We start from the raw sequence: 14,387 nt of genomic DNA on the forward strand, positions 1-14,387 counted from the left end.
ACTTTTTTTCTACGCCCCAGCAATTGCTGGGGCGTTTTCGTATCTATTACCTACCAAGTATCATACTCCCTTCAAGTTCGTACCAGTGCCGTTTAGATTTATTGTTTAAGTCCGTCTATCTTCTTAAAACTGCTAGCTTTTATCAAATCAAAACAGTGTTAGACTCGTTACTATCTTTATCTACCAGTAATATTACGATGGAACGACATAGTCCTTTTATTATTACAGGCGGGCCAGGATCCGGTAAGACAACTCTGCTTGATGCTTTAGCCGCTCGTGATTATAAGACGTTTGAAGAAGTACCTAGAAAGCTCATAGCGGAGCAGTCCAAACTAGAAAATGGAATACTTCCTTGGAATCAATTAGCTGCTTTTGCTGAACTATGCTTTAAGGATATGATGAATCAAAAGCAGACAGCGTCGACAAGCGATCAACTGAGCTTTTTGGATCGTGCTATTCCGGATATATGTGCCTATTTAACCTTTGGAAACGAGGCGGTTCCGCCACGAGTAACGGAACAAGCTAAGGTAGGATATCAGGCCCTAGTTTTTACTTGCGAACCTAACACTTCGACATACGTTCAAGATGACGTTCGACCTTATCCGTTTGAAGAAGCATTAGAGATTCATCGACAATTGATAGAGCAATACCAGTCTCTAGGATACCGCTGTATATCAGTGCCTTTTTTAAAACTAGAGCAACGAGTAGAGTTTGTTTTGGCCGAGTCTTATGCTCATTTGGGCCAGACAGGATAGCAAGGATTAATTAGATGCCAATCAAAAGCCCAGATGTGGTTATTAAGAGACTGTTATTTGTTGGGCAAGAAACCCTAAATTTCTCCCGTTATTTAGCCCAAAGAATGTCTCACGATAGGATTAATGTGAATGCAGGTTATCTTGCCTATATCACTTTGCTATCAATCGTCCCTCTTTTGACGGTACTGCTTTCCGTACTGTCCTCATTTCCTGTTTTTTCCAATACGGGAGAAGTGCTTCAAGACTTCATTATTCAGCATTTTGTTCCTGCTGCCGGAGATGCTGTGTACTCTGCGTTAGTCGAGTTTGTATCAAATACCGGTAAAATGACGGCAATAGGTAGTGCTTTTTTATTTATCGCGGCTCTCATGTTGATTTCTAATATTGATAAGAATCTCAACTATATTTGGCGTGTCAGAGTTAAGCGCCGCATGGTTTTTTCATTTTCGATGTACTGGATGATACTAACCCTTGGACCAATTTTAATCGGTGCAAGTATAGTTGGTACTTCCTATGTGACCTCTTTGAAAGCTCTAGAACATAATGTGGTTAGCGGTGCTTTTAGCCTCTTCATCGCGTGGTTACCAGCAATAATGGCGTTCTTTGCGTTTATCGGGCTGTACATGTTAGTTCCAAACAAAAAAGTACACTTCAGTCATGCTGTTGTTGGCTCAATAGTCGCTACCTTATTGTTTGAAATAAGCAAAAAGGGGTTTGCTTATTACATCACGCAGTTTCCGTCATATCAGCTTATCTATGGTGCTTTAGCGGCGATACCAATCTTATTCCTGTGGATCTATTTGTGTTGGTTTATTGTACTTATCGGTGCGGAGTTCACGGCTGCGATGGGGGAGAAAGAACACTGGCTACCCGATTCGGGCATGTTACAATCTGAAGCTGTGACTGAAACGCGTGAGAACAAGGAAACCATAAGTGATAGCACTAATTCAAAGAGTGAGTGAATCGGCGGTAAAAGTTGACGGCGAAGTCGTCGGAGAGATCGGCAAAGGTTTATTAGTGTTACTTGGTGTAGAAAAAGACGATGATGAAGCGAAAGCAAAACGTTTGGTCGAGCGAGTCACGACATACCGTGTTTTTGAAGACGAAGATGGAAAAATGAATCTCAACGTCAAACAAGTCGGTGGTAGTGTTTTAGTCGTATCGCAATTTACCTTACCTGCAGATACAAAGAAGGGAACAAGAGCTGGGTTTTCGCGAGGGGCTCACCCTACTGATGCAGAGCGTCTGTATGATTACTTTTCAGATCATTGTTCTGAAGTTTTACCGACTGAACGTGGCCGTTTTGCTGCTGATATGAAAGTGTCATTAGTCAATGATGGGCCTGTTACCTTCTGGCTACAAGTATAATCGAGTAGAGCATTAGTTTGCATGCGAAAGGATATCTATGTTTAAGCTTATTACTCCTAAAACTGACAACCAGTTAGCTAAGTACTACCAATTTAGATGGCAGATGCTAAGAGAGCCGTGGCGACTACCAGTTGGTTCTGAACGTGATGAATACGATGAAATGAGTCATCACCGTATGATAGTGGATGGTCGAGGAAGACCTATGGCTATCGGACGTTTATATATTACGCCTGATAACGAAGGCCAAATTCGTTATATGGCGGTAAAAAGCAATCGCCGTGATAAAGGGATGGGCTCTCTTGTTTTAGTAGCATTGGAATCATTTGCACGTCAAGAAGGGGTGAAGCGCTTAGTCTGTAATGCCCGCGAAGATGCAATTTCATTCTACGAGAAAAATGGATTCACTAGCCAAGGTGAACTTAATGATCAGAAAGGTCCTGTTCGTCACCTACAAATGGTTAAACAGCTTGACCCTTTGGCTAAAGTATTAAGAAGACCTGAATGGTGTGCTGAGCTGCAAGAGCGTTGGGAGCAACAGATACCAATCAGTGACAAAATGGGTATTAAGATTAACCAATATACCGGTTATCGTTTTGAATGTGGTGCGCAGCTTAACCCAAATCTTAATCCACACAATACCATGTTTGCAGGTTCAGCTTTTACTCTTGCAACACTGACTGGATGGGGAATGACTTGGCTGCTTATGCGCGAGCGCGGTTTACACGCTGACATAGTGTTGGCAGACAGCCGCATTCGCTATCGTCATCCCGTTGAAATGAGCCCAGTATCGGTGACTTCTCTCGATGGTATCAGTGGAGACCTTGATCGATTGGCGACAGGCAGAAAGGCACGCATCATCATCAATGTTACGATCTACAGTGGCGATGTGCCGGCCGTCGAGTTTGTCGGTACTTATATGCTGCTACCAAACTATAAAGACACGCTACTTTCCACATAACAATCTCAATCGCAGCAGGTTATGGTTGAGCCTGCTGCGTTTTTTGAACTGCACATTTCACTTTTTCAAGCTCGACGTGACCAGTTAACAACTCAACATGATATTGAGATCCGCACTCGGAATGCAATGTTAAGTGAAGTGAACGTAGTGGGTCCTTTCTCAGGTCGATAGTGCTCTCTGTTTTCCCATTCCATTCTTGGCTCGAGACCTCGAATGCGGCAAGGGTCAGTTGCCCTCTATCTGCACTTAACTTAAATGGTGATAGAAAAACGTTATTAGTATCGGTTTCTTCAGTTGTCATCTTAGTGTTGTAGAAATTGGCTTCAAGAGAGCCCGATAAAGTGTGCTGTAACGATAACTTGTCTGCCGTAAGAGCATTTACTGACAGCGCCACATCGGCTAAGCCGGAAATTTGTATTTGTTTACTGTCAGTTAAGTAATTGAGTAGCTCGACAGGGGCTGAATATGCTTCAGCATCAATTCGTAAAGGCTGACTTGGCGCAGCAAAGTCAAGTTCTGCAGAGGCGCTGATGTATCCTTTGTCATAAGGGATAAACAGCCGGTTGAGTTGCCACTTTCCATCAGTGCTTTTGGTTTCAACGGCCACTTGGTTGGCGATTGTTTTATCGATACTAGCGCTATTAGCTGACGCAATAGCACTTCCCTGCCAAAAGCCCCAACGATAATCTTTTTTGATAAGTAGCTCTTCAGCTTGTAGGTTTAGACCAGTGACTTGCCAATAAGGCTTTCGAGCAAGTTGAATCCATTGACTACGGTTGATATTCAGCGAGTCGATAGAGAGCTGTTTAAGATCGCTGAGATGCAAGTGAGCAAACAGATCCGTTAAAGAGTGATTTTGCTGTTCTTGGTAATACTTGATGCCATCTAAATCGACTTTGTTCAATGCTATTGAATTTGGTGTTAACGTACCTGCTATTTGAATCCGACCTTGTTCAAGATTGGTATCGAGATCTTTGATGTCGAGTTTATTTGGTGAAAAGCTGAGCTCTAGAGTTGGCTCTATGAAATCAAATTGTTGCCATTGAAGCTTGTCAGCATCGAGTGAGAGATACGCTTGACTTTGTGTCCATATCGAACGAGTGAGGTCGATGTTTTCTAACGACGCACTGACGTTTTCTGCATGCGCTCCTTGGTAGGTAATATCAGAGTTTAAAAGATCCAAACTGTTAATATGGCCAATCACAGACGTGAGTGTACTTAACGGTCCTTGGCTGAGTTCTGACAAATCGAATTTTAGCTTATTGATAGTGGTGTTGACTAAAGACCAATGACCATTCTCAATTTGCGCTTGAGTGGTGACTTGCGCCTCTTTCCATGTGAATGAGGCGCCATAGATTTTCGTGTCGTCGCCTGCTAGAGAGCCATCAACGAGAAGCTCATTAATAGCTTCGCCTTGATAGTAAAGCTGGGAAGCACGAACTTGAAAGTCTGCTTTAGTACTTTCGATTGATGTACCCGCTTCAAGGTTTCTTAGCTGAAGCTGTAGATCATTGATGATCACGTCATGTCCAGAATAATCCACATGATCAAGAGCGATGTTGTTGATCTGGTAATCGGCTAATGCATCTAGGCCCAACGTAAAGTTTGATAGGTTGGCACCACTAACATACAACTCGTTAATGTGTAGTAACTTTGATGTCGACGTTGGTAGTGAAAACCACACCGATAGTTTGTTGACACTAATGGAGTCGTGCTCAGCTTTTGAAAAGTTGGCATTCGAAAAATCGATTCTATTAGGGTAGTGATAGCTTATCGCCTCACTATCCACGTTGATGTTCAATGTTTGCTGCAGAGCATAGGTGATAATGGGTTTGGCATACTGTGTATGCAAGACACCAAAAACGATCAAAACCGAAAGTAAGCCAAGCGCAAGCAATGCTATCCAAAGCGCAATTATCTTTCTTATCACGAAGTTATTTTCCTACCTTCCAACATAAACAATAATTTAGCGTGAATAACACGAAAAAGCCCCTCAAAAAGAGGGGCTAGGGTTAAAAAGTTGAACGTTTATCTAACAATTAGTCCAATTGAGGGCCTGCGGCTACCAATGATTTACCTTCTGCATTATCAGTATACTTGTCAAAGTTATTGATAAAGCGTTTCGCTAGATCTTCGGCTTTGCTCTCCCATTGTAGTGGATCTACATAGGTGTCTCTTGGGTCCAAGATAGTTGGATCTACGCCCGGAAGCGAAGTCGGTACCTCTAGATTAAACACAGGAATACTCTTGGTTTCTGCTTGTTCAATAGAACCATCTAGAATCGCATCAATGATACCGCGTGTATCTTGAATCGAGATACGTTTGCCACTGCCGTTCCAACCTGTATTCACAAGATAAGCTTCTGCGCCTGCTGCTTCCATACGCTTCACTAGAACCTCGGCGTACTTAGTTGGATGTAGCGTAAGGAATGCTGCCCCGAAACATGCTGAGAATGTTGGTGTTGGCTCTGTAATGCCACGTTCAGTACCAGCTAACTTCGCTGTAAAGCCTGAAAGGAAATGGTACTTAGTTTGCTCAGGTGTCAATTTAGAAACTGGTGGAAGTACACCGAACGCATCTGCCGACAAGAAGATGACTTTATTCGCATGACCACCTTTCGATACTGGCTTCACGATATTTTCGATATGGTGAAGTGGGTAAGAGACTCGAGTGTTCTCTGTCTTCGAACCATCGTCAAAGTCGATAGAGCCATCGTTGCGAACAGTAACGTTCTCTAACAGCGCATCTCGACGAATCGCGTTGTAGATGTCTGGCTCAGCTTCTTTCGAAAGGTTGATTGTTTTCGCATAACAACCACCTTCGTAGTTGAAAATACCGTCATCATCCCAACCGTGCTCATCGTCACCGATCAGTGCGCGTTTTGGATCGGTTGATAGCGTTGTTTTACCCGTACCTGATAGGCCAAAGAAGACAGCCACGTCACCTTCTTCGCCCATATTCGCAGAACAGTGCATGGATGCGATATCTTTTAGAGGAAGGAAGTAGTTCATCATTGCGAACATACCTTTCTTCATTTCACCGCCGTACCAGGTACCGCCGATAAGCTGCATTCTTTCCGTTAGGTTGAATACAGTGAAGTTTTCAGAGTTGAGTCCTTGCTCTTCCCATTTTTGGTTAGTGCACTTAGCACCGTTCATTACAACGAAGTCTGGCTCAAACGTAGCGAGCTCTTCTTCTGTTGGACGGATGAACATGTTCTTAACGAAGTGAGCCTGCCAAGCCACTTCTGTGATAATACGAATGCAGAGTCGAGTGTCTGGGTTCGCACCGCAATATCCGTCAATGACGAATAGGCGTTTGTTAGAAAGTTGACCTGTAACGAGCAGTTTTAGGTCATCCCATGCCTCTTTAGACATAGGTTTGTTGTCATTTTTGACTTTATCGGATGTCCACCACATGGTGTCGCGAGTTGTGTCATCATTAACGATAAATTTGTCTTTTGGTGAGCGACCAGTAAAGATACCCGTATCTACAGCGACGGCGCCAAGTTCAGTGACTACGCCTTTCTCGTAGCCTTCTAGACCTTCGCGAGTTTCCTCTTCAAATAACTGTTCGTAGCTTGGGTTGCGTACAATGTCAGTTACGCCAGTGATTCCGTACTTGGTAAGATCGATTTGTGCAGCCTTATTAATGTCCATAACGGTCATAGGTGCTCCTTATTGGATTTTTGTAGGGATTTTAAAATTTTTTTGTAATTCGTTATTTATTATTTGTTTTTTATTTTGAACTCCATGCTAGCAACGGCGACCCGAGAAAACAGGGATATAGTTCAAAAATTACTCATCAGTTATTGATGGTTTTAAGTGTTTTGTCACATATTGAAATTAGGCTAATTCTCCCCAAAGCAAACCTTTGCGTTAGATCAAATGTAACACATGATTTACGTCTTTTGTTAGTGCATTTGCGTTAATAATTTGCGTATTTGTTAAATAAAACGAACAAAAAAAGCCAGATCACATCTGATCTGGCTTTTATTCATTTTTACACTCTAAAAATTAGTGTACGGTCTTGTTATCCGATTGGGCGTCTGCGTAAAGTGCTTTGATTTCTGGCTCGTCAAATGCGTAGGTTGAACCGCAGTAATCGCAGTGCAGGGCAACTTCGCCATCTTGAGCCAAAATGTCAAAAATTTCTTCCTGAGCGACAGTGACGATAGCTGCGCCACTACGTTCACGTGAACAACCACAGAAAAATTCCACTTCTTTTGGTTCGAATAGCTGTACTTTATCTTGGTTATATAGACGGTAGAGCAACTCATTGGCTTCTAAACCAAATAACTCTTCATCTTTTACAGTATTCGTCAGCTGCTCTAGATGCTCGAAATCTTCTGGCGAACCGGTACCATCAGGCATAACCTGAAGAAGCATACCCGCTGCATGCTTGTGACCAGCAACTTCACCAGTACGGATCCATAAACGAGTCTTCAACTGTTCAGAACGCTCGAAATAGCCCTCTAGTACTTCTGACAAATTGTCACCTTCCAATCCGACAACGCCCTGATAGCGCTCGCCTTGATCTGGAGTAATGGTGATAACTAGGTAGCCTTTACCCATCATGTCGTGGATTGAAGCATCATCAGCGATCTCACCTTCCCAGCGAGCAACACCACGTAGTTTTTGGTTGTGGTCCCCATTAATCACCGCTAAGGAAACAGGGCCATCTCCTTGCAACTGCATGGTAATTGAACCTTCGAATTTCAACGTTGCTGTTAGCAGACTTGTCGCAACAAGTAACTCACCTAGAAGAGTTTGCAGTGGAGCTGGGTATTCTTTGCTGGATAGTATCTCCTGATAGGCGCTATCCAATTGCACGAGCTCTCCGCGCACTGATAGCTCTTCAAAGAGGTAGCGATTTAATGTGTTGTTAGCCATTTAGGAAACTCCAGCTTATTGATGTTTAAACTTAATAATGTCGCGACGCTGTTTCTTATCAGGTCGGCGCTCAGGGCTTGGGTTGTGAGCATTTAGTTTTCTGCGCAACGCGTTATCTTCTCGTTTGGCAATACTCTCTGATGTTTCGGAGTAGAGAGTTTGGGCTTCCGGTGCACCTCTGCGCTGATCTGAAATACGCTCAATAGTCACTGTCTTTTCTTCATTGCCTTGTCTAAGGGCGATGACAGCGCCTAATTCTACAATTTTACTTGGTTTAGAACGTTGTCCATTATAGTGGACTTTGCCACCATCGACCATGTTGCGAGCGATGCTTCTTGTCTTGTAGAAGCGGGCGGCCCACAGCCATTTATCGAGGCGAACGGCTTTTTCTTCGGAACTCATACTGAATCCTGCTATCTAACTCAATACCAGTGCTCTTGTGCCCAATAAACTGACAGTTTTAAGTAATTACTGACAAATTGAGGAGAGCTGCTGATAGGTTTATCATGCTAATATTCCTCTAAATGGAGTTTAGATCTAATTATTTCAACCCCATTCCGCGGATTGCACTACAGTCATAACAGATATGCTATAGTCAGATGATTAACCATACAAAAAACGATTGCTGATAATTTAGCAATAACAATTAATTACACAGTCAGTAAATGTTTAGTAGGGCAGGAAGTTAGGAGAGTGAAAGGAATATCCATATCGGCTGCGAGTATCAACACCGCTTCTATATCTTCATTTTTTCGTCGTTGTCTGCAGTATCAATCTCAAATTAGCCTAACGCTTACTCTAACCATGTTAGTGGTGTCCGCTTGGATTGCTGGCGTTTTACTGTGGCAATTGTTTCCTCAAACTCACTCTGTCAGTCAATGGGTTGCGCCCGTTGCTGTTAATAACCAAGCGCAAACTCAATCTAATAATTTGCACTCTTCCGATATCAACAAAGCTAATATCTTTGGACAGTACAATCGCGAGCAAAAAGTAGTACAGGCGCCAGTGGTGACTGATGCACCCAAAACACGTTTGAACGTGGTTTTAGTAGGTTCGGTAGTAAGCAGTAATCCTGACTTGAGCCTTGCAGTGGTTGCCAATCGAGGCAAGCAAGGAACATATGGGATTGGAGAACAGATTGAAGGCACGCGAGCGACGGTGAGCGCCGTGATGATAGATCGAATCATTATTTCCAACTCCGGACGTGATGAAACGGTGATGTTAGAAGGCTTGGAATATAAAAAACTTGAGTTGAAGACGGCGCCACAGGTGGCTGCCTCCAATATCGCGGGAAATAATCCCATAGATTCAGAAGAAAAGCTGACAGCAATCCGAAGAGCGATCACTCAAGATCCACAACAGATTTTTCAGTATGTCCGACTTTCCCAAGTGAAAAGGGATGGTCAGGTAAAAGGTTACCGAGTCAGTCCTGGACGAGATCCAGAGTTGTTTAATGCCGTAGGACTTCAAAATGGTGATATTGCCGTTGCACTTAATGGTGCCGATCTCACTGACCCCGCTGCGATGGGGAAAATTTATCAGTCCATTTCCGAGCTTACCGAACTTAATTTAACGGTAGAGCGTGACGGGCAACAACATGACATATTCATTCAGTTTTAGTTATGCGTAAGGCATTACAAGGGAGCAACAAGTGAAAAGTTGGCTTAAAACAAGTACCTGGTTATTGATGGGGAGCCTGATGGCTGCGCCAGCGGTATCAGCCAATGAATTCAGTGCCAGTTTCAAGGGAACTGACTTACATGAGTTTATCAATATCGTTGGACGCAACCTCGATAAGACCATCATTGTTGACCCATCAGTGCGCGGTAAAGTCGATGTGCGTAGCTATGATGTTCTAAATGAAGAGCAATATTACAGCTTTTTTCTTAATGTCCTAGAAGTCTATGGTTTCGCTGTCGTAGAGATGGACAACGGAATTCTAAAGGTTATCAAAGCAAAAGATGCTAAGACCTCCGCGATTCCCGTAGTCGGTGATTCCGATAACGTCACAGGAGACAGTGTCGTGACACGTGTTGTTGCGGTGAAGAATGTTTCGGTAAGAGAGCTTTCTCCTTTGTTGCGCCAGCTAAATGATAATGCTGGTGCGGGTAATGTGGTTCATTATGACCCTGCGAACATCATTCTTATTACTGGCCGAGCCGCGGTTGTTAATCGTCTGGCAGATATTATTCGCCGTGTAGACCAAGCGGGTGATAAAGAAGTGGAAGTGGTTGAGCTAAAGAATGCCTCAGCTGCAGAAATGGTTCGTATTGTTGATGCTCTGAACAAAACCACAGACGCCAAAAATACGCCCGCACTCTTACAACCCAAGCTGGTGGCGGATGAGCGAACTAACTCTATCTTGATATCTGGTGACCCTAAGGTTCGTGAACGCCTGCGTCGTTTGATTAATCAACTTGACGTTGAGATGGCGACCAAAGGTAACAACCGAGTTCAGTATCTTAAATATGCCAAAGCTGAAGAACTTGTGGATGTCTTAAAAGGGGTGTCTGATAACCTGCAGAAAGAGAAGCAGTCTGGTTCTACGTCAGGTAGTGGAGCAAACCGCTCTGAAGTGATGATCAGTGCACACCCGGATACCAACGCGCTTGTGATTACTGCGCCGCCAGACATTATGAAAGCCCTGTTAGAGATCATTAAGCAGCTAGACATACGTCGTGCGCAGGTTCTAATTGAAGCGCTGATTGTTGAACTTGCAGACGTTGATGGCGCTAACCTTGGCGTGCAATGGGGTAATGCTTCGTCTGGAAGTGTGGTTCAGTTCTCTAATACTGGAGCGTCCATAGGCAATGTCATGATCGGTATGGAAGACGCAAAAGATAAAACAACGACGGAAACACGTACCGATGCCAACGGTAATCCATATAACGTAGAGACTAAAACATCTGGTGATTATACCAAGCTTGCTAGTGCACTCAGCGGTGTCCAAGGTGCCGCTGTGGGTATTGCTCTTGGCGATTGGACGGCTCTTATTACTGCCGTTTCCAGTACCTCCAACTCAAACATTCTGTCTTCTCCTAGCATTACCGTTATGGATAACGGCGAAGCGTCGTTTATCGTTGGTGAAGAAGTGCCAGTATTGACTGGCTCGACAGCAGGTTCAAACAACAGTAACCCATTCCAAACGGTTGACCGTAAAGAAGTGGGTATCAAGCTTAAAGTGGTCCCGCAGATCAACGAAGGTAACTCGGTTCAGCTTAATATTGAGCAAGAAGTATCGAACGTTCTTGGCGCGAATGGTGCGGTAGACGTACGCTTTGCTAAGCGTCAGCTAAACACTTCGGTGATGATCCAAGATGGCCAGATGTTAGTTTTGGGTGGTTTGATTGATGAACGTGCCGCTGAAAGTGAATCGAAAGTCCCTTTCTTAGGCGATATTCCTTATTTAGGTCGTTTGTTCACTTCCACTAGTACAACGGTTGAGAAAAAGAACCTAATGGTCTTCATTAAACCTACGATTATCCGTGATGGCATGACGTCTGATGGTATCACTCAGCGTAAATATAACTACATTCGTGCAGAGCAGTTATTCAAAGCGGATAAAGGCTTGAAGCTGATGGATGACGGCTATATTCCAGTATTACCTGAGTTCAATAATACCACGCGCTACCCATCTGAAATTCAAGCATTTTTTGATCAGATAGAAGCGAAGTAATTATGGACACTATCCAGCATCGCCCTTTGGTGACTCGCCTGCCGTTTAGCTTTGCTAATCGCTTTAAGGTGGTGTTCGAATCTCTTGAATCAGACGCCGTGCTCTACTATGTAGAGCCACTGGCGCTGAATGCATTGCAAGAAGTTAAGCGAGTGTTCCGTCAACCTTTTTCCTTACATGCTCTTTCTTCTGAGGAGTTTGATTCAAAGCTTACTCAAGCTTATCAGCGCGACTCGTCTGAGGCTCGTCAGTTGATGGAAGATATTGGTGCTGACAGTGATGACTTTTTCTCTTTAGCTGAGGAATTACCACAAGATGAAGATTTGTTGGAATCGGATGACGATGCACCGATAATCAAGCTAATCAATGCCATGCTTGGAGAGGCCATCAAAGAAGGTGCCTCGGATATTCATATTGAAACCTTTGAAAAAGTACTGTCGATTCGATTTCGTATTGATGGGGTACTGCGTGATGTGTTGGCGCCAAGTCGTAAGTTGGCACCGCTGTTGGTGTCACGTGTCAAAGTTATGGCGAAACTGGATATTGCGGAGAAGCGAGTTCCCCAAGATGGTCGTATTTCATTACGTATTGGCGGTAGAGCAGTAGACGTTCGTGTCTCTACAATGCCATCGTCACATGGTGAGCGAGTGGTGATGCGTCTACTAGATAAAAACGCGACGCGCCTAGATTTGCATAGTTTGGGTATGACACCAGCTAACCATGAAAACTTTAGACACCTGATTAAGAGACCACATGGCATCATTTTGGTGACCGGTCCAACTGGTTCTGGTAAATCCACTACTCTGTATGCGGGTCTGCAAGAGATCAACAGTAATGAGCGCAACATACTGACCGTTGAAGATCCTATTGAATTTGATATTGATGGTATCGGTCAGACGCAGGTTAATCCCAAAGTAGACATGACCTTCGCTCGAGGTTTGCGTGCCATTCTACGTCAAGACCCCGACGTGGTGATGGTGGGTGAAATTCGAGATCTTGAAACGGCCCAAATTGCTGTTCAAGCTTCATTAACGGGTCATTTGGTGATGTCTACACTGCATACCAATACGGCTGTTGGTGCGATTACGCGAATGCGTGATATGGGCATCGAACCGTTTCTGATTTCCTCTTCTCTACTCGGTGTTCTTGCGCAGCGCTTGGTCCGTACCTTATGTAATGACTGTAAAGCGCCTTATGCAGCGGATGGCGCGACTAAGCAGTTATTCGGGCTGGACGAGCATGAAGAGCTGGTGCTACATAAGGCAGTCGGCTGTGAGAAGTGTAACCACAAAGGCTATCGTGGGCGTACTGGTATCCACGAACTATTGATGGTTGATGAAACAGTACAGACCCTTATCCATGATGAGGCGGGCGAGCAGGCGATTGAAAAAGCGGTACGCTCACATACTCCGAGTATACGAGATGACGGTTTCCATAAAGTAAAACATGGAATTACCTCTCTTGAAGAAGTCATGCGTGTGACCAAGGAAGCGTAAGTGGCAGCGTTTGAATATAAGGCTCTGAATGCCAAAGGAAAGCAAGTAAAAGGGTTAGTCGAAGGAGACAATGCTCGCCAAGCTCGCTTACGCCTGAAAGAGCAAGGTATGATTCCTATCGATATTGTCGAAGCGAAAGGCAAGTCGAGCAAAAGTGCCAATGGTGAAACGTCAAAACCAGCCTTTAAGAGGGGCATCAGTACGCCTGATTTAGCGCTTATTACACGTCAGTTATCGACACTAGTTCAATCGGGAATGCCGTTAGAAGAGTGTTTAAAAGCCGTATCAGAGCAATCAGAGAAGCCACGAATTCGTAGCATGCTTGCTGCAATACGCTCTAAAGTCACCGAAGGTTATACCTTGTCAGACAGTTTAGCGGAGTATCCGCATATCTTTGATGAGCTATTTCGTTCCATGGTTGCGGCTGGCGAAAAGTCGGGTCATCTAGACTCTATCCTTGAGCGTTTAGCCGATTATGCGGAAAACCGTCAAAAACTTCGCTCCAAACTGCAACAAGCAATGATCTACCCTGTGGTACTGGTGGTGTTTGCCGTTGCCATAGTGGCGTTCCTCCTAGCGGCAGTGGTGCCTAAAATTGTCGGTCAGTTTGTTCAAATGGGACAAGAGTTACCTAAGTCGACGCAGTTCTTGCTCTCTTCTAGTGACTTTGTACAGCAATGGGGCATTGTCGTTGTCGCGGGATTTCTGGTGCTGTTCTACCTATTCAAAGCTGCATTGAAAAGACCAACAATACGAATGAGTTGGGATACCAAGGTGCTTAATCTCCCGTTGATTGGCAAAATAGCACGTGGTCTTAATACCTCTCGCTTTGCTCGAACATTGGCAATCTGTACCTCGAGCGCGATTCCAATTCTTGAAGGCATGAAAGTGTCAGTGGATGTGATGACCAATCATTTTGCTAAGAAGCAAGTGTCTAATGCCGCCGACAATGTACGCGAAGGCGCAAGCCTTCGTAAAGCACTGGAACAAACCAAACTGTTCCCTCCTATGATGCTGCATATGATTGCTAGTGGTGAGCAAAGTGGTGAGCTCGAGAGCATGTTAACGCGTGCCGCTGACAATCAAGATCAGAACTTTGAATCGACTATAAATATTGCTTTGGGAATTTTTACTCCCGCTTTAATCGCACTTATGGCTGGCTTGGTACTATTTATCGTAATGGCGACATTGATGCCAATTTTAGAAATGAACAATTTAATGTCTGGATAATCTAATCAGATA

12 protein-coding genes and 1 rRNA gene (1 of these 13 running past the window's edge) are annotated in these 14,387 nt (G+C 44.1%); 9 read left to right on the plus strand and 4 right to left on the minus strand.

Annotated elements, in window-relative coordinates; genetic code table 11:
• The 5 genes from rrf to AWH66_RS04080 all read left to right on the plus strand — a co-directional run.
• Positions 1-32 (plus strand): 5S ribosomal RNA (gene rrf / locus AWH66_RS04060) (it extends 78 nt beyond the left edge of the window).
• A gap of 165 nt (positions 33-197) precedes the next feature.
• Complete coding sequence (locus AWH66_RS04065) at positions 198-755, plus strand: AAA family ATPase (RefSeq protein WP_063604249.1); 558 nt, start codon at positions 198-200, stop codon at positions 753-755.
• A 14-nt stretch (positions 756-769) separates the two neighbouring features.
• A complete protein-coding gene (locus AWH66_RS04070; protein WP_063604250.1) occupies positions 770-1,717 on the plus strand; it encodes a virulence factor BrkB family protein in 948 nt (315 codons plus the stop codon).
• Complete coding sequence (dtd, locus tag AWH66_RS04075) at positions 1,689-2,123, plus strand: D-aminoacyl-tRNA deacylase (protein ID WP_006073346.1); 435 nt, start codon at positions 1,689-1,691, stop codon at positions 2,121-2,123. The genes AWH66_RS04070 and dtd overlap by 29 nt, the downstream gene beginning before the upstream one ends.
• A gap of 37 nt (positions 2,124-2,160) precedes the next feature.
• Positions 2,161-3,081, plus strand: coding sequence for a bifunctional GNAT family N-acetyltransferase/hotdog fold thioesterase (locus tag AWH66_RS04080; RefSeq protein ID WP_063604251.1), 921 nt, complete (start codon positions 2,161-2,163; stop codon positions 3,079-3,081).
• Positions 3,082-3,100: 19 nt separating this feature from the next.
• Here AWH66_RS04080 and AWH66_RS04085 read toward each other — a convergent pair whose 3' ends face one another.
• The 4 genes from AWH66_RS04085 to hslR all read right to left on the minus strand — a co-directional run bounded on the left by AWH66_RS04085 (position 3,101) and on the right by hslR (position 8,375).
• Complete coding sequence (locus AWH66_RS04085; RefSeq protein WP_063604252.1) at positions 3,101-5,011, minus strand: AsmA family protein; 1,911 nt, start codon at positions 5,009-5,011, stop codon at positions 3,101-3,103.
• 109 nt (positions 5,012-5,120) lie between these two features.
• A complete protein-coding gene (pckA, locus tag AWH66_RS04090) occupies positions 5,121-6,749 on the minus strand; it encodes a phosphoenolpyruvate carboxykinase (ATP) (RefSeq protein ID WP_038223898.1) in 1,629 nt (542 codons plus the stop codon).
• Positions 6,750-7,097: 348 nt separating this feature from the next.
• Complete coding sequence (hslO, locus tag AWH66_RS04095) at positions 7,098-7,973, minus strand: Hsp33 family molecular chaperone HslO (protein ID WP_063604253.1); 876 nt, start codon at positions 7,971-7,973, stop codon at positions 7,098-7,100.
• A gap of 15 nt (positions 7,974-7,988) precedes the next feature.
• Positions 7,989-8,375, minus strand: a complete 387-nt coding sequence (hslR, locus tag AWH66_RS04100; protein ID WP_006073354.1) for a ribosome-associated heat shock protein Hsp15 — start codon at positions 8,373-8,375, stop codon at positions 7,989-7,991.
• 291 nt (positions 8,376-8,666) lie between these two features.
• Here hslR and gspC point away from each other — a divergent pair, with 291 nt between their 5' ends.
• From gspC to gspF, 4 genes are read left to right on the plus strand one after another with little or no spacing between them, the layout of a single operon-like run.
• Positions 8,667-9,593, plus strand: a complete 927-nt coding sequence (gene gspC, locus AWH66_RS04105) for a type II secretion system protein GspC (RefSeq protein ID WP_143081460.1) — start codon at positions 8,667-8,669, stop codon at positions 9,591-9,593.
• 31 nt (positions 9,594-9,624) lie between these two features.
• Positions 9,625-11,649, plus strand: coding sequence for a type II secretion system secretin GspD (gspD, locus tag AWH66_RS04110; protein WP_063604254.1), 2,025 nt, complete (start codon positions 9,625-9,627; stop codon positions 11,647-11,649).
• A gap of 2 nt (positions 11,650-11,651) precedes the next feature.
• On the plus strand, positions 11,652-13,145 hold the full coding sequence (gene gspE / locus AWH66_RS04115; protein WP_063604255.1) for a type II secretion system ATPase GspE: 1,494 nt from the start codon (positions 11,652-11,654) through the stop codon (positions 13,143-13,145).
• Complete coding sequence (gene gspF, locus AWH66_RS04120; RefSeq protein ID WP_063604256.1) at positions 13,146-14,375, plus strand: type II secretion system inner membrane protein GspF; 1,230 nt, start codon at positions 13,146-13,148, stop codon at positions 14,373-14,375. It abuts the gene before it with no gap.
• The last annotated feature ends 12 nt before the right edge of the window (positions 14,376-14,387 follow it).

Source organism: Vibrio barjaei (genome assembly GCF_001639065.2).
Lineage (GTDB): Bacteria > Pseudomonadota > Gammaproteobacteria > Enterobacterales > Vibrionaceae > Vibrio > Vibrio barjaei.